The organism is Lederbergia panacisoli, from assembly GCF_024626525.1.
Taxonomy (GTDB): Bacteria; Bacillota; Bacilli; order Bacillales; family Bacillaceae_C; genus Lederbergia; species Lederbergia panacisoli.
Genome location: NZ_JANJGU010000004.1, coordinates 276,989 through 301,803, shown reverse-complemented (window position 1 = coordinate 301,803; position 24,815 = coordinate 276,989). Strand labels below are relative to the sequence as shown.

Here is a 24,815-nt window from a genome sequence, read left to right as displayed (position 1 = left end):
CGTTTTGGTGTGTACATTAATCACCAAATACTAAAAAAGGACTGCATCAGCAATCCCTATATTCCAAAACCCACTCTAGATGAATCGTCATCCAGACTCCATTCTTGGCTGCGAGCTTTCTTATTAGCTGCTTCGAGGTTTTTGATTAAACTTTCGAGATCAATGGAACGCTCATAGTGCCATTGAAGAGCTGCAGAAGTATATAATTCGTTTAATTGTGCGACAGAAAACTTCTCTGTCCGTTCAGCAATATACATCATGTCCGTTTCACCAATAAATTGGTCTATTTTTTTGAAGTATAAGTATTTTAAACGCAACTCATAGTTTGGATTTTTAATTTCATAAGCACGATCAAAGCGTCCCGCACGATTCATTAAAGCTGGATCAATTCTTTCAGGATAATTCGTCGTCCCGATTAAGAAAATGCCTTCTTTAGATGTAGCTCCGTCTAAAGTGTTTAAAAATACAGAACGAGCAGATTCCGGCATAGAGTCGATATCTTCAATTACTAAAACCATTGGAGCCATTTTCGCTACGATTGAAAAAACCTCTTTAATCGAATAACTCGTCGTATATTCCGTTATTTGCCAGTAGGCAACAGGGGCAGAGACACTTCCTGCTATGGATTTAACTAAAGTCGTTTTTCCGTTTCCAGGATGTCCATAAAGCAAGATACCGCGTTTATATGGAATATTATATGTTTTAAAGAATTCACCGCTTTCGTTGAAAAATTCATCAATTGATCGGTAAATCTCACTTTTTAACTTTTCTTCTAATAAAACATCATCCCTCGATACTTGCTGAGTGATCTCTTCTTGATTCCTTTCAACCCCATCTTCCGTGTCAATAAATACACTTACCCTGTTTCTCATCATTTCCCTTTGACGTTCATATGCATACTTAATAAATGCCAGCAAGCTTTCATCATTTTCAGCAAAAATAAATTGACGTTCATAGTCAGTATAACTTTGATAAATTGGCAATCTCACAAAGGCAACATGATATTCGGGATAAAAATAGACCGAGTTATTGATAGATGGTTTAATGACAAATCCTTGCTGCTCTCCGCTCTGTTTAAAAGAGATTGCTCCTGTTTCAACGTAATCATATATGTTTGAAAGTAACTTTGCATTGCCGGCTGCAATATCTTCTTCCAACACATTCCATAGTTCTTCTTGATTTTCATTGTCTATATAAATTTTCAGTGGGAGATCTGTTTCTTCTAAAATCAATTGTTTTATTTTTTCTAGGACAATGCCATAATCATGATAATTAGGTAAAACGTCTCTCCCATTCTCACTAATACGAATTAAAAATGATGTCTCCTTCAATTTGTTCTCCCTCATCATCTGAAATTTATTACAATCAGTATATCACCATTTTTATCTAAACATTTCTGAAACATAGGCTTTTTCTAGCAATTTATTACGATTGGATTGTTTCCCTTCACAATATGACTGTTCTCAATTAAGATATGTGTGTCTAAAACGATAAAGGCAAGAAACCACCATCACAGTTTCTTGCCTTTAAAACTCATTTTCATTCAAAGTTATCAAGCTACTCACATTTCTCAATCCACTCCATACTTTCTTTTAACCGTTCCTTTATGCAAATAAGTTTACCTTCTTAACATTTTGCTGGATTCCTTGTTCAAATAAATCTTTTCCGTTTAAATCAAAGGCATCTTGTTCGGAAGCAACTCTTTATCGCGATGATAAAGTGGTGTATTTTTTCGGAAAGGATGAGCTCCAATTTCCAATAAATTTCAGGCTACGTCTTCTTTTTCTTTATAGTTTGGCTATTATTTTGATCCAAAAATGGTTTGATAAACTTCATGTAACGCTCTCGTTTAAATGCCTCTAATTCTTCTGGAGACATCGCTTTTATCACTTCGGTAATTGGGGGTTTTTTTCCTTTACCTTTTGACACTTTTTTCACATTTTCACTGTTGTTTACTTCCATCGCTGTCCTCCTTTCGGAATAAAAAACCCTTCTGCAATGGATACAAAAGGGTTCTAATTCCGTTTTATCATCCAAAGCCTTTGCTTTGCTGGTTTTAGCACCTTACTTTTCCAAGCAGGTTGCTGTGGCGTCCCCGAGCCAGATCTCTTAGCCACTCTAGATAACTATTTAATTATTTTTATTTTATGCTGATTTTACATTTTTTTCAAGGATTCCTTTTGTATTTTCATTTTTTCCAATGTATTGGAAAAATATAATATCAGACTGTTTTAGTTACATGAACGTACTCTTTCCACGGTTTACAACCAACTTTTCCGTAATAATCTACAAAAACAGTCCAGTCTACAACCATTTCCTTAACACCTTCTCTTTGAAGCTGCAACACCGCCTTTTCCAATAAGGCGACTCCTAGGCCTTTACCACGGTATCCTTTAGCTACCCCAATGGGTCCGAGCCCTGAATATTGTTTATGTAAAAGATCCCTCCAAAAAACATTTGGAGCCAAATAACCATCATTAAAGGTGCTCACATTGGCAAAGCCTATGAGTGTATTGTCTTTAAAAAGACCAATCGTTCCGTCAATTTTTCGTTCGTTGTTGGCAAACCCTTCCGTTAAATGATAAACCCATCTTTCTTCAAATTCTTTTTCAAATAGAGAAATTAGTTCTTCTTGCTCCCCCTCCTTTAACCTTCGTACCGAATACATATGATCTAATGGGTACTGTTCCTTATGTTCAGATATATCCGCTCGTAAATCATATGTTTTATCGGTGACTTGAAATCCGCGTTTTTCAAGGAAAGCTAACACCTCGCCTTGTTCGGAGGGTATACCCGGAAATAAATGATACGGATCAGATCCCACCATAATATCCGTCCCTATAGGAATTTGATCCTCAAATAGCTTGAACAACCTATTTCCAATTCCGTTTTGACGATAATGTTTGTCGACAAGGAAGGCACTTAACCAAACCTGTCCTTTCCAATGTTCAAGTTCCCTGTCTTTTTTTGAAATAAGAAATCCAATTAATTGATCATCTTCTAGGGCAATATAAGAATTTTGGCGATCAATCCAAGGGTTTTTTATTAAACCTCTTTCAAATAAACTTTCTGAAATAGGAAAAGAATCTGCTAGATTTTGATTCCAAACTATAACTAATTCCTTTGTCTCCCCCGAAAACTCTTGTAAGGTTTGGATTTGAATGTTTTGCATCTTTTTCCCTCCTCTAGTAAAAAGGCTTTTCTCCTTGGCAAGCGAAACTAAAGAGAAAAGCCTTGTGTCCTTGTATTCTATTTCGTCACCATTTCCTTTTGAATCTTTGTTCTCAATTTAGCAAGCTGTTCATCGCGATGCCTGTTTCTTAAACGGAGCATTGCATCACCTACTACCTTCCAAGTCATATCAGGATTTTTTGATCCATAGTCATTGGATTCACAACCGCGATATCCCCATACGAATATCGTTCGTGCTCCGGCGTCATAGGCAGCATCAGCGGCGTAAATAATTTCCTCTTCTCTTCCAGCAGGCGTTTTCCATCCTTGAATCCAAATATTATGGTCTTTATTATGCCGTTTGCATATGTCCAGATTCAATTTTGTAGCATTATAAACATATTCATAAGGTTCGATATAAACATCGTCGTTCAACTGCCAATAAGGATCGGATCCGATATTATTCATCGTGTCCAGTTCAGCAATCAAATCAAGTGAATCTAGGCTTATCCCATGCTGGGCTTCAAGCATGACACAGATGATGTTTTCCATCGCCTTTTCGTTGCTGTATTGTGTGACTTCTCTAAAATAATCGCTGATAGTCCAGCTTCTAAATTCTTCTACTTCCTTTGTAAATTCAACCGGCATCACTTGATTATATCGATCTTCAAATAATTGTTTACAACGTTTGCACATGCAGCTATAAATGATTGGCTTGCCGTTTTTATCAGTCGTTTTCGCACCTAAGTGCGGCTCATCCCAATATACACTTTTTCCACCAGCGTCTTTTACCACATCAATCCATTCCTTAGTAAAACTGCGAAACTCTGGGCTATTCAAACAAACTCGTACAGGATCCATTGAGCCATCTGAATAAATTTGGTGGCTGTCTGGCGAATATCCTAGGAAATGAGATTTATCTCCTGGGGGTCCGGCTAGTCCCCAATTATCAACCCAAACATCTAGGCCATACCCTTCACTCATTTGAATGATTTCTTTCATGACGTTTCGATGTCTATCCCAATCATTATGGGAAAATGTATGAAGAATCATATTAAAATTATGATCAACGATATCTCTTAAATCACTATCCACATGCTTAAGAATCCGATTTCCGTGATAAGCGACTCCTAAACGAAGCTTTTCCATAAAAGTTATCCTCCTCTAATTTAAGATAGATTCCGCACTCAAGTGTTCCGTCGTCCCATAGGCGAATGTCCATTTCCCATTTTCATGAACATATTTGTTTAACGCACACATTTTACCGTCAAAGCCTTCCCATGCATTAGGCAACAGTGCCTTTGCAGCAGATTCTGTGGACGCACCATGACCTACGATTAAAATAGATCCTTCGTAGTTCTTGATGATTTCGTCCAACGCTTTTTTCACCCGGTTCAATACAACAACCTCATAGTCCATTTCGGGATATTCTGGTTGAACGATAGATTCATAGTCCCGGTTAATGCTTGGGAATATTGAGAGCGCTTCCTCTTTTGTTAAAAGTTCTGGATAAGTTGGAAACCAATCCGGATTGAGCATCTCCATAAAACCATACTCAACATTGATCGGTAGATTTAACTTTGCAGCTACTGCCTGAGCTGTTTGCAATGTTCGAAAAAAAGGCGAGCTAAAAATATGCCTGACATTTTCCTTTTTTAAAAATTTTCCGGTCTCTTCCGCTTGAATAATTCCACGGTTGGATAATGGCACATCATCATTCCTTTTTAAGTAATGCCGCCAATACGCTTTATCGTCTATATCAAGTCTAATGCCGTGACGTAATATAAATACTTCATTAACCAAAAATGCCCACCACCTATCTACCAAGTATCTACATAACTCAAATGGTCTGTCGTTGACAAGGCCAATTCCCATTTTCCGTTTTGCAAAGTGAATTTATGTAAGGCGCACATTTTCTGATTATACTCTTCGGGAGGATATTCATTTGCTCTTCCCTTTTCCCATAAATTTCTTGTTGTCTCCCATACGGAAGCACCATGCCCGACAATTAGAATGGGCTCATGATAATGTTCAAAAACATGTTCTAACGTTTTACCCACCCGATTAAACACATCTACTTTTGATACATTTTCTGGAAATGAAGGCATGACAAATGATTTGTAATCCTTGTTAATCTTTGAGAAAATCTCAAAAGCTTCTTCTAGCGGAATAATTTCCGGAAATGCACTAAACCATATTTCGGCAAGCTGTTCCATGAATCCATATTCGATATTTACTTGTAAATCTAATTTTTCGGCAATGATATTCGCCGTTTGCAATGTGCGAAAAAATGGCGAAGCAAAAATATGCTTTATACCTTCGTCCTTTATTAACTCAGCCGTCTCCTGTGCTTGTTTAATCCCATTTGCCGAAAGTGGCGTATCATCAATACGCTTGGCATAATGGCGCCAGTACGCTTCATCTTCCAAATCTAGTCTCATTCCGTGCCGCAAGAGAAATATCTTATCCATATTCACGTTCTCCTTTCTATGAATCCATTAAGACTACACGGCAAGGTGTGCTGTTAACCCCGGGGATCAGCAACGGTAGAGCGATTAATGTAAAAGGTCCGCTTCCTTCTACATTTCGGAGATTAATAACAGGTGCAATTAAAAGTCCATCATTCTTATACAGATTCCTCAAAAGCGATCCATCATCATCCCGTGGATCTTGAATATGCGTAAGGTCCGTACCTAAAATACTAATCTGCTTCTCTACCACCCAGTCCATTGCCTCTGGGAGAAAGAACGGATTATTTTCAACGTAGCCGGGCTTATTCCAATATTTGTCCCAGCCTGTGCTTACTAACAACGCATCTCCTGGTTTAACATACTCCCCAACCGCCGCCTCAAGCTCAGCTGCACTGACTGGTTCCAGTGCTTCCTTATCGGCCAACTGTGCTACCCAAGCCGTTTTGATAAAACGTTCAACTGGCACCCGATCGATTGGCTCAGTTTCGGCCAACAGATGGTTGCCATTCTCAACATATGTCCCTGCAAGAGAATGAATTTGAAAGCTATGAGAACTAAAACCGTCCTTTTCAATTGTTGCAATCGGTTCTATTTTCACTGTTGGGAACGGTTCCCCATACCCCCACATTCCACTTTCGATGGGACCCGTTAAATCATAAACCTTCATTAGTAGTCACCTTCTTATCATTTTATTGAGCTAGTTGCCCACCATCGACGACAATTTCCGTGCCTGTTATAAAAGCAGCGTCTTCTGAAGCTAAAAAGGCAAAAACTCCTGCCACATCTTTTGGCTTTCCAACCCTGCCGATTGAAATTTTTGTTTTAATATACTCTTGAACAAATGCCTCATCATCGATCGCCTCAGACATCGGTGTTTGAATATAGCCGGGACAAACAGCATTCACTCGAATATTATGACGGCCAAGTTCTAAAGCCATCGTCTTTGTCAATAGAACGACTCCACCTTTTGACGCGTTATAATGAGCAAATTTGACCTCCCCAACAAGACCGTTTGTCGATGCCATATTAATAATCGCACCTTCACCTTGCTTAGCCATTTGCCTGGAAACTCGTTGTGCTGTATAAAACATGCCGTTTAAATTGACATCGAGCATTTTACGCCAATTATCATCTTCTATTTCTAAAAAATCTTCTTCCCATGCGATACCGGCATTATTGGCTAGAATATCAATACGCCCCCACTCAGCTACAGTACGCTCGACAGCTTCTTCTACTTGCTTAGGATCGGAAACATCAGCCAATATAGGCAAAACTTCGTATCCTAACGCTTGAAACTCCTCAACCGTTTCATTTAAATCTTCATTATTATTCGAAATTAATGCCACTTTCGCACCTTCCGAGGCAAATCGATCGGCGATCGCTTTTCCAATTCCACGAGAGGCCCCTGTAACAAAGGCAATCTTATTCGTAAATCGGTTCATGTTCATTCCTCCTAACAAATTTCGAAAAAATAAGGACAATCGACTAATGCGACTTATCCTTATTTTCATTCTCTCTCTACTATACTTGTAAAGTGCTGCCGCTAAGACCTTTTTTATAACCTAACATAACTTCTTTAAATCTTTGTTCATCTGCTTTCAAGAGCGGGAGTCGGGTTTCACTGCTTGAAAATATTCCTAGATGGTGGAATAATGCTTTCGTTGTCGGAATTTCATCCCCAGGACCAAACATGATAATAAATGGAAGTAATACTTTTGTATAAATATCAAAGCTCTTCTCGCGATCACCACTTTGGTAAGCTTCCCAGCATTCGCGGAACTCAGCAGGGAATACGGAAGGAGTAATAATCATGCTTCCATCTACTCCCGCTTCGAACGCGCGATAGCAAATAATATCGTCGCCCCCGAACACTGTTAAATTTGTTTTCTCTTTTAAAGTACGAATCTTCGAGAATGAGTGATCTGTCATTTTAATATATTTGACATTCGGTACAGCATCAGCCAATTGAATTAAATCATTTGCTGTAAAGCGTGTATTCGTTGTCACTGGATTATCATAAAAAGCAATATCCAGTCCGGTAAGCTCAGCAATTTTGCCGATATATTCAATGACCATGTTTAATGAATTAGGGAAATAGTACGGACTTGGAATCAATGCTGTCCTCACACCCGCATCCGCGGCACGCAACCCAATTTCCACAGCTTGATTCAAATTAGTATCGCCTAATCCAACAACAATGTGTTTATCCTTAGGCATTTTTTTCGCTAGATAGTCCACAACAGCTATTCTTTCTTCTTTAGACAGAGCTGGCGCTTCACCTGTACTTCCGCAAACTACATACCCATCTAAATGGTCAATCGTTTTACTTAGCAAATTGTCAAAATCACTAAGATGTAATTTACCGTTTAAAAAAGGGGTCGGAATAACTGGAACATTTCCTTTAAGAACCATTATCAATCCCTCCAAATTTTCTCTCTATTTTTTTGTCACTTCACTTAGGTAATAGTGCAGTGGCGTCAATTTCTACTAAAATGTCGTCAAGTCCAGCTTCCACACAAGTTCTAGCCGGCATTGGCCGGTTAAAAAATTGTATGTATACGCTGTTAAAGCGATCAAAATCTTTAATATTGGCTAGAAATACATTAACCTTGACAACATCGTCCATTGAGCATTCTGCTGCTTTCAAAATGCTGCGAATATTATTGAGTGTCAGTTCGGTCTGCTCCTCAATTGTGTTGCCGATGATATCACCTGTTTGTGGATCAAGCGGACCCTGTCCTGATACATATACAAAATCACCGGCTACAATTGCTTGGGAGTATGGACCATTTCCAGCTGACGCTTCGGAAGTACTAATTGCTTTCCTCATATGCATGCACATCCTTTTTAATAAATCCACACCATTGCAATGCTGTAAGGGTATATACTTCAACAAGCTTTAACAGCTCGGGAATATCTAAATGTTCATCCGGAGCATGGGCATTTGCACCAACCGGCCCCATTACAATGGCTGGTGTATCTGTATATTCATTGAACATAAATGCATCACAGGCAAAAGGTGCACCTGTAACATCGCCATATTTTTGATCCGTTACTTCCTTAGTAATCTCGGATAGTATGTTGATAAGCGGGAAGTCTGGATCAACTTCTGAACCTGGTAAAAAGCGAATCACTTTTGTAAAGACCGGTTCATTCCAGCTGTCATACTCTTGAACATACTTAGCACGGAATCCGTCCAAAATTTCCTTCTTTAATTCCTCTTCCGAAATGCGGGGGTGGCATTCAACCCAAATATCCACATAACATTCTGTTGGACCCGAATCGCATAATGGCGCAGTCATATCGCCCGCTTCCAAACGTGTTACCATTACAGGAAGGATATGGTCGTCTTCAAAGTAGGGTGCTGGCCCGCCTTTTTGTTGGCGTTCTTTCTCGTATTTTTCTAAAAACACAATAAACTTAGCTGCAATATTGGCAGGGTTTACAATTGTTTCCCCGCTAAAAGACATTCCCGTGTTTCCTGTGAATTTAACTCGCCATAAAGCTCCCCCGTGAGTTCCCGGAGATACAACCATATTAGTCGGTTCAGGAATAATCGCTGCATCTGGGTTATAACCCTTTACTCGACTAGCCAACGTTCCGTTCGCTCCACCGAATTCCTCATCAACAACGGATTCGACTAAAAGGTCGCCTTTTACTTGAAATCCTAATTCCTGGATGCATTTTATAGCCATAATCGATGCTGCAAGTCCGCCCTTCATGTCAAAAGTACCTAATCCGTATAATTTCCCATTCTCTACAACAGGTGTCCACGGATCTTTTTCCCATCCGGATGCTGCAACTGTTGTATCCATATGGCTTGAAAAGATGAGTGATTTTCCATCGCCGCTTCCTTTCATGGTTGCGACAACATTCGGTCTTTCTGAATAATTTTTACCTGGAAAATATGCTGGATGCTCCTTTAATCCTGGAACATCCTCAGGTGTAAACACATCTACCTCTAGTCCCATACTTTTTAGAACTTGAGAGAGAAATAGTTGAGCCCCTTTCTCATTACCAGTCAACACATGGTTGACTGTATTATGAGAAACCAAGTCCTCGATAAGCTTAATGATATCGTTTTCACTTTTTTCAACCCATAACTTCACTGCTTCTTTTACTTCAAACAAACAACAACCCTCCCAGCAACAGATTTTCATTTGTTCTGCATTTAAAATATATGTTCTGTATTTTAAATTTAAAACAACTATATCATTGCATTTATTAAACGTCAATCGCTTAAATAGATTTATAGATTATTCGGAAACAAATGTATTTCTCAAAACTCCGATTCCCTCAATTGCTGCCTCCGTTACATCACCTTCCTTAAGCCAAACTTGAGGATTTCTCCCCATCCCGACACCATGTGGAGTTCCGGTACTGATGATGTCTCCAGGCTTTAATGTGATTGTTTTCGATAAAAACGAGAGTAAAGTTGGAATATTAAAAATGAGTTCACGAGTATTTGAATGTTGCATTACTTCTCCGTTTAATTTTAGAGAAATATCCAAATTATGCGGATCACCTATCTCATCAGCTGTCACAATGCATGGCCCCGTCGGAGCAAATGTATCTATTGTTTTCCCGCGCGTCCATTGTGCTTCGCTTAATTGAATGTCCCTTGCACTTACATCATTTAAAATGGTATATCCGAATACATAATCCATCGCTTCTTCTTTCGATACATGCTTTGCCGTCTTTCCTACAACAAATGCCAATTCCACTTCATAGTCACATTGCGCAACCTCTTTTGGAATGATGACATCTTCTTCATGTCCAATGATGCAATTGGGATATTTAGGGAATAAAACCGGAATCTCTGGGACAGCCATATTCGATTCCATTGCATGGTCATGATAATTTAATCCAATGCAAATGATTTTTTCGGGGTCAGTCAGTGGAGAAACCAAATGAATCTGCTCTAAAAGTTCTTTTTTTCCTTCTTCAAACTGTTTTTCCACTTCAAGCTTTACCTCCGTTGAACTGCTCATTTCACTAATTAAATTACGCATTGTTCCTTCCATTTTTAGCGCTACGTAATGGTTATCATCTATTAAAGCGCCTAATCGTATTTTCTGTGACATATCTTGTTTATCCACATATTGTATTAATTTCATTGTTTGTTAGCACTCCTTATGATTATCGTAATGTCAGCATAATTTTTGCAGTTTTGCCGGGATTGGATATAAGTTTCTCAAAACATGCGGACCCGTCCTCAAGAGGAGCGTGAATCGTCCAAGGCATTATATTCACCCTGCCTTCACTGATCCATTGCAAGGCCGTTTCAAAATCGGCCCGGTTATTAGAAAAGGCACCGAACATCTTAATCTCGTTTCGAATGATATCATTGATGGGCAAGCTCGATTCATTCTGGTGAAGACCTGAAAATACAACGCTGCCTCCTGGCTTAACGTATTCCACGCATTGTAAACGGGTTATTCCGATACCGACCGCATCAACTGCCGCATCAAATGAACCATTTACAAAGTCTGCTAAATTGGTAGATGTAATTGCTCCGAGTTCCCTAGCAATATCCAATCGCTCTTCATTCAAATCTACCACCACAATATCCTTTAGACCGTAGACTTGGGCCACTTGTAATGTAAAAAGACCAATTGGTCCCGCTCCCATAACGAGCAAACGATGTGTTGGGTCGAGTTTTAAAAGACGACATAGATGCACGGCAACAGCAAACGGTTCCGCTAATGCCCCATCATCAAAAGAAACATGGTCCTCAAGCACATACACATTTTTCTCGGGAACCGCCACATACTCGGCAAATGCACCTGGTCGATGTGCCCCAAGCAGACTTCTTTCCGCACATAATTGAGAGAATCCCGTTGTGCAATAACGACATTCTCCACAAGTAATTAGTGGATTCACCGTTACCCGATCCCCCGTTTTTAATCTCGAAACCTCAGTTCCTTTTTTTTCAATGACACCAGAAAACTCATGTCCCATAATAAGCGGAGGCTTGCGGAGGGAATTGTGGCCTAAAAAGCCACTTAATTCCGATCCGCAAATCCCTACGCGCTCAACACGAATCAGGACTTCATCTGACCGTATTGAAGGAATAGATATTTCCCTCATATTCATCAACTTAGGACCTTCATAAACAAGAGCCTTCATCGCTTTCTCGCTCACGCCTTCACGCCCCCGATTCGACTTTACTTTCCTTATTAAAGGTAGGAAGCCAGTCTTTATTTATTTCAAATAACTCATCTACCATACTCTTAATTTCTGCTAGACTAAGGACGGCAGAAGTTAACGGATCCATGCAGATTGCCTGGAACACTTTTCTCTTATCACCGGTAAGTGCCGCTTCCACTGCTAAGCTTTCACAGCGTGCATGGGTATTGGCAAGAACCGCCAAATGTTCTGGCATATTGCCTACTTTAATTGGGTCGAATCCGCGTTTTGATGCCAAAATCGGTATCTCTACACAGCTTCCATCTGGAAGATTATCAATATATCCTTCATTCTCAATATTTCCATTGAACGTAAAGAGCGTCCCATCACCCATAATGGCATTTAAAATATAGGAGGCGTATTCCGTACTTCTTGTTAAATCAACTGGGTGATCTAATGAAGCTCGCAGTTCAGCTTTCCAGGTCTGCTCCTGATCGAGATATTCATTCAAAATATAAGCGTATTCTCCTGGATTCCAGCCAGTTCCGTGCGTACAATATTTTTCTATTAAGTCCGGACGTTTCCTAAACCAAGCATTATACTCAGAGTTATGCCCACTCGACTCCGTCACGTAATAATCTAAATGAAGGAACATTTCGTTTCGGACTTGTTCTTCATTATAAATTTGAGGATCTTCCATCAATTCTCTCAATCGTGGATAAGCGTCCTCCCCATTCCACTTAAATTCGGAATAAAAGGCCAAATGATTAATTCCTGAACAAGTGTATGTAATCTCATCCATAGAGGCTCCAAGCCAACGTGCCAGCATTTCCGCTGTATGCTGTACACTATGGCACAATCCTACATACTTAACGTTTGTTGTATCTTGAACTGCTTTACTTAGCATTGTCATCGGATTTGTATAATTTAAGAAATAAGCATCAGGACAGTACTTCTCTATATCTTTTGCAATATCAACCATGACTGGTATCGTTCTTAATGCGCGAAAAATTCCTGCGGGACCACGTGTATCGCCTACATTAATATCGACTCCATATTTTTTAGGGATTTCGATATCATGGCGGAAAATTTGAACTCCGCCTACTAGAATCGTACAGATAACGGCATCAGCCCCTATTAACGCTTCCGCTCGGTTTGTCGTTGCTTCTACTTTCGCTGGGAAATTTCCTTTTTCAATGATGCGTTCAACCACTTTTTTTACGACATCTAATCTTTCTTCATTAATGTCCATTAAGAGAAAAGTGCTTTCGGCAAGCGACGGAAAGGATAAAATATCCGTCACTAGTTTTCTAGTAAAACCAAGACTTCCAGCACCGATAAATGTAAATTTTGCCATTTCTTACTCCTCCATTATTCCAAAGTATTTTTTAACCTTTTACACTCCCTAAAACAATTCCTTTCACAAAATACTTTTGTAGGAAAGGATAAACTAATAATATTGGTAATGAACCAAGGAATACTTGCGCAGATTTAAGCGTTTGTTCATTGAGCGACTTGATTAAATCTTTGCTCGCGCCTCTCATAAATTGCTGGTCCATTTTTATGATGATTGTCTGCATGTAACTTTGTAACGGATAGTTTTCTGGTGAGTTCATATAAATCAACCCATCAAACCAACTATTCCAATGATAAACAAGGGAAAATAATGTTAATGTAGCCAACGCCGGAAGCGATGCAGGCAGGAAAATTTTAAGCAAAATAGAGAAATGTCCTGCTCCATCCATAAACGCTGACTCTTCAAGCTCTTTCGGAATACCTCGAAAAAAGTTAAGCAAAAGTACAACACTGAAAACTTGAACTGCACCCGGCAGTACAAGTGCCCAGATCGTATCGATGATTCCTACCGACTTTACAATAATATAGCTTGGAATAAGTCCCCCGCCAAAAAAAATTGTGAAGACGAAAAACCATGAAAATAAAGTCCTTGACCGAAATGTCTTAACCTCTTTAGATAAAGGATATGCGGTAAGGACAACTAAAATCATATTAATCCCGACACCAAGAATGACTCTTTTCACTGTAATTAGCATAGATGTAATAAACTGCGGTTTATTTAAAACTAACTTATACGATGCCAAAGTGAAATCAACAGGTAAGAACTTAACGACACCCGCGGAAACGGCTCCTTTTGAACTTAACGATATGGCTAATACGTGAATTAGCGGGAAAATACATGTTAATGCAAGCAATGTTAAAGCTGTATAATTAAAAATTTTAAATATTCGATATCCCATCGATTTATCAGCGACCATCTTACCCCGCTCCTTTCCAGTTTCTAGAAGATTCTATAATTCGCCAAACGGTAGGCAAGGAAGTACGAAAGCGAAACCATGATTAATGAAATAAGTGATTTGAACAAACCGACTGCTGCTGCAAATGAGTACTGAGCATCAATCAAACCAATCCTATATACATAGGTATCAATAATATCCCCTGTCTTGTATAGTGCTGGTCCATATAGCATCAACACTTGTTCGAACCCTGCATTCAGTACATCCCCTAGACTTAAGGTTGCAACAAGAATAATAATCGGAAGCATACCTGGAAGGGTCACATTCCAAGTTTGTTTCCAACGGTTTGCACCATCAATCGAGGCTGCCTCATATAACGTAGGATCTACATTCGTAATGGCTGCCAGAAAAACAATGGTACTGAATCCGACGTTTTTCCAAATATCAGAACCTACTAACACATATGGGAAAATGGGGGCGCTATTTAAAAAGAGAATCGGCTCGATTCCGAAGACACCCAAAAACTGATTGACAATACCATCTGCCGATAATAGTTGGAATAAAATCCCTCCTAAAATAACCCAGGAAAGGAAATATGGGGCGTATATAACGACTTGAACAAATCTTTTATACCATTCTTTCATGACTTCATTTAATAGAAGTGCAACAACAACCGGGAATACTAACCCCGCAACTATTTTCATCATCGCAATAAACAATGTGTTCCATAATACTTGCCTAAAATCAGGTAACAGGAACATATACCGGAAATGATCTAATCCAACAAAAGATGATTCAAAAAAACCTTTTGCAGGTATAAAGTTTTGAAAGGCCATCACAATTCCAAGCATCGGACCGTATGCAAAAATTCCTACTAAAACAATTGCGGGAAGTAACATGATATAAAGCGGAATTTCTCTCTTTGTCCTAGGAGAAAGAAAAACTTTCTTTTCACTTCTAACTCCAGGAGAAATATCAACTACTTGGGCATCTGAACCTATTACTTTTTTCGAAGAAAGCATCTGTCTCTCACCTCTTGAATCCTGACTTTCCACTCAAGTGGAAAATCAGGATAAAATATAAAGCAGTTACGTCTATTTATTTCGATTGATACCATTCGTTAACTTCTTTCGTAATATCGTCTCCACCTTGTTTCTTCCATTGCTCTACAAAAGCATCGAACTTGTTGATGTCTGCACCATTGACGATTTCGATAAACGTTTCAAGGAATAATTTATCTAAGTTTGCTTGTTTGGAAACCATGGATGGTGTTGGCGCTCCATAAAACTCATTGTTTATATAATTGAAAGAGTCATACAGTCCAAGCGATCCACCTTCTCCATATTCAAGAGCAATTCCCCAATTCTCGTCATTTCCGTCTTTATAATCTTGTATGCGATCGTAAAGCTGCTTCTCGCCTGGATGAAGTTTTGAATCATCTCCAGATTGAAAAGCTTCTTCTATCGACTGTTGGAACACAATATTTTTGCCCCAAGGCTGCATATGGGCAGGTGCCATTTTCCATAATTCACTTGCCTCAGGATCAACCTGTGGATCTTCACCCCAGTAATGCTCCGCTACAAGATTCACCATTTCAATATACTTTTCTGGATGCGGATATCCCTTTTTAAGAACATAGAAACTATGCGTCTGAACCGTTTCTTTTACATGTAATGCTGGTTTATCATCCATGGACATAAACGGAAATGCTTTCCACTCTGCTTCAGGATCACTATCTTTTAATAGCTGAAGCGGCCATTCTGGAGCCCACCATTTTCCAAAATGAATGCCAAGCTTACCATTGATATAATCTTGACGCGATCTCTCACCATCATCTTCAACCGTCCATTCTTTGTGGATAAGGTCTTTCTTCTTAAGCTCTTGAAGAGCTTTCAGTGCTTCTTTCATTTCAGGTTGAATATTTCCATTCACAATATTTCCGTCTGTATCTTTAATCCAGGTATCAGGATAAGCATGGTACGCAGCAAATAATCCACTTAGGCCATACATACCATAGGAACTAGTTCCAGCTTCGAATCCATAGTTTTGTTTTGGATCCATCGCTTTAAAAGCTTCCGCAATCGCTATCACATCTTGAAATGTTTTAGGATCCGGCAAATTTAACTTTTTAAGCCAATCGGAACGAATCCACGTCATAGATCCATCTTCGTCAGGTCTCCCTACATCAGGAATAAAGTATAGCTTCCCATCTCTTCTTAATGGTTCAAGGGCTTCTTCAGGAATAAGCTCCTTCAACAATGGTGAAGCATGCTGTTCCCACACATCTGTAAGATCCTCTGCAAGATCTGCCTCAATGATTTGATCCAATTGGACAATATCCTCACCTCTAACCGTAAATAAATCCGGCAGATCATTTGTCACAATGAGTGCATTTAATTTTTGGGTATACTCTTCGCCACTTTGCATCGCAAGCGTTACATCGAGTTTTATCCCTAACTCTTCCTCAACAAGTCTCGTCCACTTATTGTCTTTCGTTGACTGGCCATCTGGGAAGTTAACGTCGGGATCAACTCTTCCAACCGCAAAAGTCATATTGACAGGCGCGTTGTCATCGCCACCAGATTTTTCACCATCAGATTTACTTGTTGGTGAATCTGTGTTCTTCGAGCAACCAACGATTAATAGCATAATAAGAACGATTGCCATCAAACTCTTAAATCTTTTCATTCCCATCTCCCTTTCATTTTATAAAAATAAAACTTCCTTTGCGTAACCGCCTTCATATCTACTTCGATTTATACCATTCATTTACTTCTTTCGTAATATCGTCCCCACCCTGTTGTTTCCACTGTTCTACGAAAGTATCGAATTTGTTGATGTCCCCACCGTTGACAATATCAATAAATGTTTCGAGGAATAATTTATCTAAGTTTGCTTGCTTCGATGTCATGGATGGTGTCGGAGCTCCATAAAATTCATTGTTTATCCACGTGTTGTTTTGAGTATACGTGTCATAGACACCAAGTGAACCGCCTTCACCGTATTCAATGGCAACTCCCCAGTTTTCGTTTGCGCCGTCTTTATAATCCACAATTCTTTCATAAAGCTGCAGCTCAGTCGGACGAAGTTTCTTAGTATCATCGGATACAAATGCATCCTCTATCGATTTTTGGAACACGATATTTTTACCCCAAAGTTGAACATCAGCAGGAGCAATTTTCCATAATTCACTTGCAGGTGGATCTGCAACTGCCGTTTCACCCCAATAATGTTCAGCCACTAGATTGACCATATCGAAAAATGCCTCTGGGTGAGCAAATCCTTTTTTAAGAACATAGAAACTATTAACCTGTACCGTTTGCCTTAAATGTAAGGCAGGTTTATCATCAGCGGACATAAAAGGAAATGCCTTCCATTCTGATTCCGGATCGTTATCCTTTATTAGCTGCAATGGCCATTCCGGAGCCCACCATTGACCAAAATGAATGCCTATTTTACCATTGATTAAGTCTTCACGCGCTCTTTCGCCATCGTCCGCAACTGTCCATTCTTGGTGAATTAATCCTTTTTTCTTAAGATCTTGTAGGCTTTGAAGTGCGTCCTTCATTTCCGGTTGAATCGTACCATTTACAAGATTTCCATCCGCATCTTTAATCCATGCATTTGGGTATGCATGATAGGCAGAGAATAAGCCACTTAAACTGTACATATTCCAGTCAGCTGTTCCTGCCTCGAATCCATAATTTTGGTCTGGATTCACAGCTTTAAAAGCTTCGGCAATCGCGATAACATCTTGGAATGTTTCCGGTTCTGGCAAGTCGAGCTTCTTGAGCCAATCCGTTCTAATCCAGGTCATAAATCCTTCTTCAGCAGGATCTTGTACCGCAGGAAGAAAATATAGCTTTCCATCCCGCTTCAAAGGTTCAAGCGCTTCGTCAGGTAATAGCTTTTTTACTAATGGAGAGGCATATTTTTCAAATGCTTCTGTCAAATCTTCAGCGAGGTCTGCTTCAATGATTTGGTCTACTTGATTAATTGCCCCGCCATAAACTGTAAATAAATCTGGCAGATCGTTTGTCACGATCAGTGCATTTAATTTCTGGTTGTATTCATCCCCGCTTTTCATGGCAAGGGTTACATCCAGTTTAATACCAAGTTCTTCTTCAACTTTTCTTGTCCATTGATTATCTTTTGTTGTCTGGCCATCAGGGAAGTTTACGTCGGAGTCCACTCGTCCGACTGCGAAGGTCATTTCAATAGGAGGATCATATTTTCCATCCACTTTGTTGGCTGGCTCTGAAGGTGAATTATCTGGGGTGGAGGTGTTTTTATTACATCCTGCGATTAAAATCGCTATAAGTGCAACAACAAGAAAATATTTTATTTTTTTCATCTTTTTTCCCCTTTCAAATATTCAAACATCCTCAACAGTAGTAACTCGATTACCACCTCCTTGCAAAATCATACAATTTACTTAAATCGCACTAGATCATCTACTCGTACAGGCATTCCAGTACGCAGCGACTTATTTCCTGCGATTCCTGTTAAAATCGATAACGCTCCGTCAATATGAGAGGCAGCACGGTTATAAATGTCATTTTCGGGCTTTGCAAAAATATCTCTTAGCAAGACAGGATCACCCCCGCCATGACCGCCTTCGCCTTCCTCAAAGTCAACTTTATAAGGAGCATCGAACATTGGAAATACATGTATACTTGATTCTTGAAGTGCACCTTCCAATGAGACGTCACCGCCAGAATTCACGTAGGACATTTCAACGATTTTCACTTCCATTCTTCCTTTCGTCCCATTGAAGGCGATATTGTATCCTTCCCATGGTAGGAATGTATTGAGGGAATATGTCATAATCGCTTTACTTTTATACTTAACTAATAGTCCCATTGTGTCCTCGATGCTGATACCATCTCCAAATACGCTTTGATCTCGGATGTATCCGTCATCCTTCTCGGCATCCAAATACATTGCTTTCATATATGGGTTGCTTTCCATGTCAAGTCCGAATGGGTCGTTCTTTGCTGCCTCACTCCCATGTGAACGAGTATAAAATTGTTCTATTCCTCTTTTCTCTGCGTTTTCGCGACCGTAAAACCTTAAATCCCCCATTGCATAAACGGTATCTGGAGTCGTTCCAAGCCAGAAATTAACGAGATCAAAATGGTGTGTCGATTTATGGACCAATAACCCACCACTATTTCGTTTGTCACGGTGCCATCTTCTAAAATAATCTGCACCATGTTCTGTATTTAAGAGCCATTCAAAATGGACTGAAATGACATCTCCAATGACTCCGCTCATGATCAATTCCTTTATTTTCGTATTATGGGGAGCATATCGATAATTGAACGTGACCCTTAATTTACGACCGGTTCTTTCAACAGCATCCAAAATCGCCTGACATTTCTCTTCGTTGATGGTCATCGGCTTTTCCGTAATGACATCACAGCCTAATTCCATTGCTCGAATAATATAGTGGTCATGTGTCCGGTCTATGGAGGTTACAATGACGACATCCGGTTTTTCCTTTTCAATCATGAGTTCAAAGTCATTCGCTCTATATGTGTTCACTTTATGGTAATTGAGACGCTCCTCCAAAACAGAATTCGCATAATCCATGCGCGTTTGATTCACATCGCAAAATCCAACAAGCTCGGAAGTCTCGCGGAAATCTCTTACCATTGCTTCATAGAAAAACCGCGCCCTGCCGCCTACTCCAACCACCGCATATTTTTTCTTCATCGTTTGCACCTCCTATAAATATTTGGTCATTTCTAAATCAAATGCTTCGACCAATGTTTCGAACATGTGGAACTCTATTTTTTGTTTATCTATTACTTTTAAAATCGAATCTTTTCCACTTTGAGAACAATTAAATATTTTCAGCGTCTTAGGTTCAGCTAATTGAAAGCATGTTTCAATCCCACCGACAGCTCTAAAATGTGGTATGAAAAAATGATTGATATAATCTGCATCAGATTCAGTATTAAAGCCGTTTAGATCAACAGTTGCTGAATGTACATTTTTTAAAAACGGCAATGCAGCTGAAACCCATAATCCCGCATCTTCCAGCCCAACAATATGCAATCTGTCATACTGGCAGTCTAGTAAAAACTGATAAATATGGACGATATCCTGCACTCTATAAACGGAATCTGTATAATTGTAGGTTGTAAAATATTGATCCAGGTTCGTGTTCCTTCCTGATTGGCTAAATGGCTTCAAAGAAGCTCCAGTTAGAAACGCATCAAATGTCGCAACTTGAATACCTTTCTTCAACCAGTCGTTCACTATTTTTCTACTTTTCGAATCTTCCAGAATACCTTTAGAACCGCCTGGGTGAGCAAATAAAACGATTTCATTTTTATTTGACACTGATTTACTTTTAAGAATCGATAATGGAATGTTTACATCTTGTTTTTCAAGCTTGACTACATATTGTGCAATCGCGATTTGATCCGTGTCTTCATCCTTATATTGCTTTCCATAATAAATATCGTCTGGTTTAATCGCCTGCACGTAACCTGAATCATTGTTTAAGCCCATTAAAAACTTCAAAGCTTTATAATAAGGCTCTATCGACTCATTTCTTGCTGCGTCTAACCTATCTATCTTTTCTTGCTTTAAATTAGTGATTATTTCATCGGCATCTTTCAGTTTGTACATCGATTCCGGAGAAGGAAAAATGCGAAATTGATTTACATCGCCAAAATTAACTTTTACTTCTTCCCATGGAGCTGAATTTCCTTGGAAATGCACTCTAAACCAGTTATAAACTACTTCCCTCGTTGCTTTGTTGTAATTATGCTCTGCTTTTATGTAAAAATATTCCGTCTTTTCAACAGAGTCAAATAGTCGATAAATGTTTTGAATGTAAGGAAATTCTAGATGGGGGATGTTGTTCGTCCAATCACCTGTATTTCCCGTCATCAACATAGGACGTGGAGCGAACATCGCTGCTATTTCAACATTCGTCGTACCTTCCATTCGTAAATATGGTGCATTTTCACATTTACATCCACCTTGCATATAGGATGAAATCATACTGACAGGCGCCCCAACCTTTAAACGTTCATCGACCGCTCCGAGTAAAAAGGTTTGAGTTGCGCCTCCAGAAGCACCAGTACATCCGATTTGTTCAGGGTCAACATCTGGAAGCGACTGTAAAAAGTCAAGGGAACGGATACTGTTCCAAAGCTGCAACCCAAGGAGACTCACACCCCAAAGTTCCTGCTCCACACCACTTAATTCATGATCAATCTGCCTACTATCCACATAGCCGACCATGTCATAGGAAAAAGCGACAAATCCCATTTTGGCAAAGTTGGCACAGCGAGTTGGAATTTCCGTCAAATCACTCATTTCCAGTCTTCCGTTTTCCCAGTGACCATGAGGATTTAATATAGCTGGAAACGGACCTTTTTGCACTTTAGGGCGGTATAAATTACCTGTCACATAAAAACCTGGATAGCTTTCAAACAATACCTTTTCGACTGTAAAATCATCAAATTCAACCTTATCGAAAATTTTTGCTTGTAAAGCGCATTTATTCGGGAATGGCCAAAGCCCTGAACTTATCAAGATTGCTTCCCTTAACTCATTACATCTATTTTTCCATTCATTGAGGTCCTCATATCGAGGTAATTCAAATGAATAATTGTGGTGATAAACATCAGATAATCTACTGTCCTGAACGATTGACCGCAACTTATTTTCCAATTTCAAGCCTTCAAGCAAATCAGTTCCCATTTCTTCATACCTCCGCAATTTGTTAAATGTGATTTATTATTGTGACATCCTACTTGCTGAAGGCATACCTTTATATCCTGTTATTAAAGGCAAGTCAGGAGTGGATGGATGCATAAGTCGTTCTTCCTCTAACTCCTCGATTTTGGCTATCTTTCCACTCACGTAATCATTGAGCCTTTTAGTAGCGGTATCGATATTAGCCAATAAAGCCCCGTATCTTAAGTCAATAATTTCCCAACCAAATGCTTTATTCGTTTTAAACCAAATATCACGGTGATATAGCCGCAAATCTTCAACCCTACTTTTAAGTTCTTTCAAAGTTTCGTTGCTTAATCTTTGTAATTCCTCATTCCTCTTGCCCTTGTAAGCACTCGTTATTTGAAGGCCGATTTCCGCCTTAATCGCCAATACGGAGGACACTTTTTCAAGTAGAGTAAAGACATAGTCGAATTCTCCGTTACGCTCAATGCTTTCATGCATACGTTCAGCTAATTTTGCATAATGCTCCCCAAGATTTAACCCTTCGATGTTTTTATCAAATAAACCAGCTAAAATGTTTTGCCATAATAAATATTTTGAAGGGTTGCACATGTAAGTGTTATCCTCCGAAGTACCCGGCACTTCATCTATATATTTTACAGAGATAAAGTCGTCGAAATTTCCACCTGTACAGAACTCAAATCTCCTTTTTAACTTTTCCATATCTAACTCGCGGGAATATCCATGCTCCGCATATAACTGCCATCCGAGCATCGCTGAAAAAATTTGGCTCTCTGTTCCATCGTCTCCCCAATGAGTAAGGAACACTTCTTTGATTTCTTTCTTTTTACTTGCATTCAAAATGGCGTTTGATGCCCTAAAAGCGATACCGTAGTTAACACCAAATCCGAAACAGCTGTAAATTCCACCACAGACGATGGTAGGAACATTTAAAGATCGATGCTTTTCAATAATAGTTTCATAAAATGGTTGATCGTCCCGGTTGTATTCCCAGAAGTTCATCTGCATCCCTTTTGGTATAGCGCTTACAATCTCTTCTGGAATTTGTGCATCTACATCAAAATTGTTCCCGTAACCCGTTAGCCTTGGCGTACGGAAGTACATATCGCTGAACATCATTGGGGTAAGTTCAAGCTTCTCGGTAATTTTAACGATATGGTTAATATGCTCGGTCATAATTTCGAACTTGCTTTTTAAACCATTTCGATTTAAATATTCACCTAATCCTAATTTCCAAGCTTCATCCAACCCTAGGTGAATGCGCTTACTTCTAAATGGAGCAGAAACAGTAGAAAGAAGATTTTCAATTAACTCATATGTCTGTGGTTCCCCTACAAGCAAAGTAGCTTCATCTTCCCTAACTGAATTAAACCGCGGCCACTTCATTACTTCTTGCAAGTGCGCCAATGTTTGTATACAAGGAATCACTTCGATTCCTAACGAAAAAGCATAGTCGTCAATTGCTTTCAAGTCTTCATATGTATATTTTCCACGCATATATCCAAAGAAAGGCTCATCCTTTACTTCAAAGCTATCTTCCATATAAAGAATTAACCAGTTCAACCCCATGACAGACATTCGTGTAAGAATTTCCTTCACTGTATTGATGTTCATTACCGCGTTCCCTTGTGAAACATCAAAAAACAAACCGTTTCTATCAAACTGAGGCTCTTCAACAATATGAAACTCATCTTTTTCTTCACATGCTTCAAGAAATAACCCTAATGCCCGAAAAAAGTGAATGTCCTTAGAATAGGTAATAGAGCCGACATTTTTCGACTTTACAACTTCTAGTTTATCATATTGACTTTTTATCACCTTGATAGGTAAACCATTTTCATCTATACTGAAGTTAAATTTATCGGCAAGTGCGTTAATTCCTTGCTCTAATCTCGTGAGATCTCCTATTAATTGAAGTTTCATTTACATTCCCCCAATAAATATTGTTTGCAATTTAGAACACCACTTCACAATTACGAATTTCTTATTTATAACCTATCACTATTTTTTTACTTTTTCAATAAAAACTTGAAGAATTAATTAAATTTTTTTAATTTAGTTCTATTTCAATCCTTTCTTTATTCTATATAAACGAAAAAAACTGCCGAATAAACTCGGCAGCATTTAAGTAGTTAGTATGTTAAACTGTGATTTCGGAAAACCCCATTTGTTCTGAAATCAGGCGGCATTGTTCTTTTAAAAATTCTCCAATCTCTTGGAAATGAATGCTATGAAGATCATTTCGAACTCCAGTTATACTTAAAGCAGCTATAACATTGCCTTTATCATTAAAAATAGGCGCTCCAAGACAACGAACACCTATTTCACCTTCCTCATCTTCAATGGCGTAACCCGTTTCACGGACGTTTCCAAGAAATTTCTTAAACAATTCAGGTGAAGTAATCGTGTTTTCAGTAGCCCGAACCATTGGGTTATTTACTAATATTTCGTCTAACTCTTTTTCGTCTATATAAGCAGCAAGTACCTTCCCTACCGCAGAGGAATGAATGAACATTGACTGTCCAATCTTAGTATCAAACTGGACAAATGTTGGGCCATTTACTTTTTCAATATAAACAGCTCTTCCATTGCTTAATGTAGCCAGGTGAACAGTAAATCGCAATTGCTGGGCTATTTTTTCCATAAAAGGACGTGCAACCCTGCGGATATCGTATTTGGACTTTGTTTCTATACCAATATTGTATAATTTCATTGTTACTCTGTACCGACTATCGTCTACTTTCTCAACATACCCCATTGTTTCAAGCGTCGACATCATCATAAACACGGAGGTCTTTGGAATGCCCATTTGTTCGTGGATGTCAGTAATTCGTAGGGGCTCTTCTGATTTTGACAATTTTTCTAATATCAGCAATCCTTTTTCCAATGCCGGTACATTGTAATCCTTTTTTTTCTTCATCTCCACCCATTAACCTCCAATATTGTATATTTCATAGTATTAAATAATCGTTCTGTATACTGAATATAATTTTAATATAACATCGGTTTCGAAATGCGTCAACGCATTATAAATGGAAACTTACTCGTCTATTAAAAAAGCAAACAA

22 protein-coding genes and 1 riboswitch are annotated in these 24,815 nt (G+C 39.0%); all 22 genes read right to left on the bottom strand.

Features of this window, described 5'->3' with window-relative positions:
- Nucleotides 1–56 precede the first annotated feature (56 nt).
- Nucleotides 57–1,331: an ATP-binding protein gene (locus NQ185_RS08670; RefSeq protein ID WP_257581257.1), complete on the bottom strand. Its 1,275-nt coding sequence runs from the start codon at nucleotides 1,329–1,331 to the stop codon at nucleotides 57–59.
- 439 nt (nucleotides 1,332–1,770) lie between these two features.
- A complete protein-coding gene (locus tag NQ185_RS08665) occupies nucleotides 1,771–1,962 on the bottom strand; it encodes a hypothetical protein (protein WP_257581256.1) in 192 nt (63 codons plus the stop codon).
- A gap of 61 nt (nucleotides 1,963–2,023) precedes the next feature.
- Nucleotides 2,024–2,129, bottom strand: a riboswitch (SAM riboswitch).
- A 92-nt stretch (nucleotides 2,130–2,221) separates the two neighbouring features.
- Nucleotides 2,222–3,172: a GNAT family N-acetyltransferase gene (locus NQ185_RS08660; protein WP_257581254.1), complete on the bottom strand. Its 951-nt coding sequence runs from the start codon at nucleotides 3,170–3,172 to the stop codon at nucleotides 2,222–2,224.
- Nucleotides 3,173–3,249: 77 nt separating this feature from the next.
- The gene (locus NQ185_RS08655) at nucleotides 3,250–4,320 is read right to left on the bottom strand and encodes a hypothetical protein (RefSeq protein WP_257581253.1); all 1,071 of its coding nucleotides are present in this window, start codon (nucleotides 4,318–4,320) and stop codon (nucleotides 3,250–3,252) included.
- A 15-nt stretch (nucleotides 4,321–4,335) separates the two neighbouring features.
- Nucleotides 4,336–4,974 carry a histidine phosphatase family protein gene (locus NQ185_RS08650; protein WP_257581252.1) on the bottom strand — a complete coding sequence of 213 codons (639 nt, stop codon included), beginning with the start codon at nucleotides 4,972–4,974 and terminating at the stop codon, nucleotides 4,336–4,338.
- A gap of 17 nt (nucleotides 4,975–4,991) precedes the next feature.
- Nucleotides 4,992–5,642 carry a histidine phosphatase family protein gene (locus NQ185_RS08645; RefSeq protein ID WP_257581251.1) on the bottom strand — a complete coding sequence of 217 codons (651 nt, stop codon included), beginning with the start codon at nucleotides 5,640–5,642 and terminating at the stop codon, nucleotides 4,992–4,994.
- A 16-nt stretch (nucleotides 5,643–5,658) separates the two neighbouring features.
- Nucleotides 5,659–6,309, bottom strand: coding sequence for a cyclase family protein (locus NQ185_RS08640; protein ID WP_257581250.1), 651 nt, complete (start codon nucleotides 6,307–6,309; stop codon nucleotides 5,659–5,661).
- A 22-nt stretch (nucleotides 6,310–6,331) separates the two neighbouring features.
- Nucleotides 6,332–7,084: an SDR family NAD(P)-dependent oxidoreductase gene (locus NQ185_RS08635; protein WP_257581249.1), complete on the bottom strand. Its 753-nt coding sequence runs from the start codon at nucleotides 7,082–7,084 to the stop codon at nucleotides 6,332–6,334.
- A gap of 79 nt (nucleotides 7,085–7,163) precedes the next feature.
- Nucleotides 7,164–8,054, bottom strand: a complete 891-nt coding sequence (locus NQ185_RS08630; protein WP_257581248.1) for a dihydrodipicolinate synthase family protein — start codon at nucleotides 8,052–8,054, stop codon at nucleotides 7,164–7,166.
- A 40-nt stretch (nucleotides 8,055–8,094) separates the two neighbouring features.
- Nucleotides 8,095–8,472, bottom strand: coding sequence for a Rid family detoxifying hydrolase (locus NQ185_RS08625; protein ID WP_257581247.1), 378 nt, complete (start codon nucleotides 8,470–8,472; stop codon nucleotides 8,095–8,097).
- Entirely contained in the window at nucleotides 8,456–9,772 is a 1,317-nt protein-coding gene (locus NQ185_RS08620; protein WP_257581246.1) for a M20/M25/M40 family metallo-hydrolase, read from the bottom strand. The genes NQ185_RS08625 and NQ185_RS08620 overlap by 17 nt, the downstream gene beginning before the upstream one ends.
- Nucleotides 9,773–9,898: 126 nt before the next feature.
- A complete protein-coding gene (locus tag NQ185_RS08615; protein WP_257581244.1) occupies nucleotides 9,899–10,759 on the bottom strand; it encodes a fumarylacetoacetate hydrolase family protein in 861 nt (286 codons plus the stop codon).
- Between the two features lie 22 nt (nucleotides 10,760–10,781).
- Nucleotides 10,782–11,786: a galactitol-1-phosphate 5-dehydrogenase gene (locus NQ185_RS08610; RefSeq protein ID WP_257581243.1), complete on the bottom strand. Its 1,005-nt coding sequence runs from the start codon at nucleotides 11,784–11,786 to the stop codon at nucleotides 10,782–10,784.
- A 4-nt stretch (nucleotides 11,787–11,790) separates the two neighbouring features.
- Nucleotides 11,791–13,128 (bottom strand): alpha-galactosidase, encoded by a 1,338-nt coding sequence (gene melA, locus NQ185_RS08605; protein ID WP_257581242.1) that lies wholly within the window; start codon nucleotides 13,126–13,128, stop codon nucleotides 11,791–11,793.
- A gap of 31 nt (nucleotides 13,129–13,159) precedes the next feature.
- Nucleotides 13,160–14,044, bottom strand: a complete 885-nt coding sequence (locus NQ185_RS08600; protein ID WP_257581241.1) for a carbohydrate ABC transporter permease — start codon at nucleotides 14,042–14,044, stop codon at nucleotides 13,160–13,162.
- Nucleotides 14,045–14,067: 23 nt separating this feature from the next.
- A complete protein-coding gene (locus NQ185_RS08595) occupies nucleotides 14,068–14,922 on the bottom strand; it encodes an ABC transporter permease (RefSeq protein WP_257581309.1) in 855 nt (284 codons plus the stop codon).
- Nucleotides 14,923–15,121: 199 nt separating this feature from the next.
- Nucleotides 15,122–16,711, bottom strand: a complete 1,590-nt coding sequence (locus tag NQ185_RS08590; protein WP_257581239.1) for a type 2 periplasmic-binding domain-containing protein — start codon at nucleotides 16,709–16,711, stop codon at nucleotides 15,122–15,124.
- A gap of 58 nt (nucleotides 16,712–16,769) precedes the next feature.
- A complete protein-coding gene (locus tag NQ185_RS08585; RefSeq protein ID WP_257581238.1) occupies nucleotides 16,770–18,377 on the bottom strand; it encodes an extracellular solute-binding protein in 1,608 nt (535 codons plus the stop codon).
- Nucleotides 18,378–18,454: 77 nt separating this feature from the next.
- The gene (locus tag NQ185_RS08580) at nucleotides 18,455–19,741 is read right to left on the bottom strand and encodes a Gfo/Idh/MocA family protein (protein WP_257581237.1); all 1,287 of its coding nucleotides are present in this window, start codon (nucleotides 19,739–19,741) and stop codon (nucleotides 18,455–18,457) included.
- A 12-nt stretch (nucleotides 19,742–19,753) separates the two neighbouring features.
- Nucleotides 19,754–21,748, bottom strand: coding sequence for an alpha/beta hydrolase family protein (locus tag NQ185_RS08575; protein WP_257581236.1), 1,995 nt, complete (start codon nucleotides 21,746–21,748; stop codon nucleotides 19,754–19,756).
- 36 nt (nucleotides 21,749–21,784) lie between these two features.
- Nucleotides 21,785–23,671, bottom strand: a complete 1,887-nt coding sequence (locus tag NQ185_RS08570) for a beta-N-acetylhexosaminidase (RefSeq protein ID WP_257581235.1) — start codon at nucleotides 23,669–23,671, stop codon at nucleotides 21,785–21,787.
- 217 nt (nucleotides 23,672–23,888) lie between these two features.
- Entirely contained in the window at nucleotides 23,889–24,668 is a 780-nt protein-coding gene (locus tag NQ185_RS08565) for an IclR family transcriptional regulator (protein ID WP_257581308.1), read from the bottom strand.
- Between the last annotated feature and the right edge of the window lie 147 nt (nucleotides 24,669–24,815).

Bases quoted from the DNA above. Each gene is read 5' to 3' on its own strand.
- NQ185_RS08640 (WP_257581250.1), bottom strand. From the start codon at position 6,309: ATGAAGGTTTATGATTTAACGGGTCCCATCGAAAGTGGAATGTGGGGG.
- NQ185_RS08585 (WP_257581238.1), bottom strand. From the start codon at position 18,377: ATGAAAAAAATAAAATATTTTCTTGTTGTTGCACTTATAGCGATTTTA.
- NQ185_RS08655 (WP_257581253.1), bottom strand. From the start codon at position 4,320: ATGGAAAAGCTTCGTTTAGGAGTCGCTTATCACGGAAATCGGATTCTT.
- NQ185_RS08575 (WP_257581236.1), bottom strand. From the start codon at position 21,748: ATGGGAACTGATTTGCTTGAAGGCTTGAAATTGGAAAATAAGTTGCGG.
- NQ185_RS08625 (WP_257581247.1), bottom strand. From the start codon at position 8,472: ATGAGGAAAGCAATTAGTACTTCCGAAGCGTCAGCTGGAAATGGTCCA.
- NQ185_RS08665 (WP_257581256.1), bottom strand. From the start codon at position 1,962: ATGGAAGTAAACAACAGTGAAAATGTGAAAAAAGTGTCAAAAGGTAAA.
- NQ185_RS08660 (WP_257581254.1), bottom strand. From the start codon at position 3,172: ATGCAAAACATTCAAATCCAAACCTTACAAGAGTTTTCGGGGGAGACA.
- NQ185_RS08645 (WP_257581251.1), bottom strand. From the start codon at position 5,642: ATGGATAAGATATTTCTCTTGCGGCACGGAATGAGACTAGATTTGGAA.
- NQ185_RS08570 (WP_257581235.1), bottom strand. From the start codon at position 23,671: ATGAAACTTCAATTAATAGGAGATCTCACGAGATTAGAGCAAGGAATT.
- NQ185_RS08630 (WP_257581248.1), bottom strand. From the start codon at position 8,054: ATGGTTCTTAAAGGAAATGTTCCAGTTATTCCGACCCCTTTTTTAAAC.
- melA (WP_257581242.1), bottom strand. From the start codon at position 13,128: ATGGCAAAATTTACATTTATCGGTGCTGGAAGTCTTGGTTTTACTAGA.
- NQ185_RS08600 (WP_257581241.1), bottom strand. From the start codon at position 14,044: ATGGTCGCTGATAAATCGATGGGATATCGAATATTTAAAATTTTTAAT.
- NQ185_RS08635 (WP_257581249.1), bottom strand. From the start codon at position 7,084: ATGAACCGATTTACGAATAAGATTGCCTTTGTTACAGGGGCCTCTCGT.
- NQ185_RS08590 (WP_257581239.1), bottom strand. From the start codon at position 16,711: ATGAAAAGATTTAAGAGTTTGATGGCAATCGTTCTTATTATGCTATTA.
- NQ185_RS08615 (WP_257581244.1), bottom strand. From the start codon at position 10,759: ATGAAATTAATACAATATGTGGATAAACAAGATATGTCACAGAAAATA.
- NQ185_RS08580 (WP_257581237.1), bottom strand. From the start codon at position 19,741: ATGAAGAAAAAATATGCGGTGGTTGGAGTAGGCGGCAGGGCGCGGTTT.
- NQ185_RS08595 (WP_257581309.1), bottom strand. From the start codon at position 14,922: ATGTTACTTCCCGCAATTGTTTTAGTAGGAATTTTTGCATACGGTCCG.
- NQ185_RS08565 (WP_257581308.1), bottom strand. From the start codon at position 24,668: ATGAAGAAAAAAAAGGATTACAATGTACCGGCATTGGAAAAAGGATTG.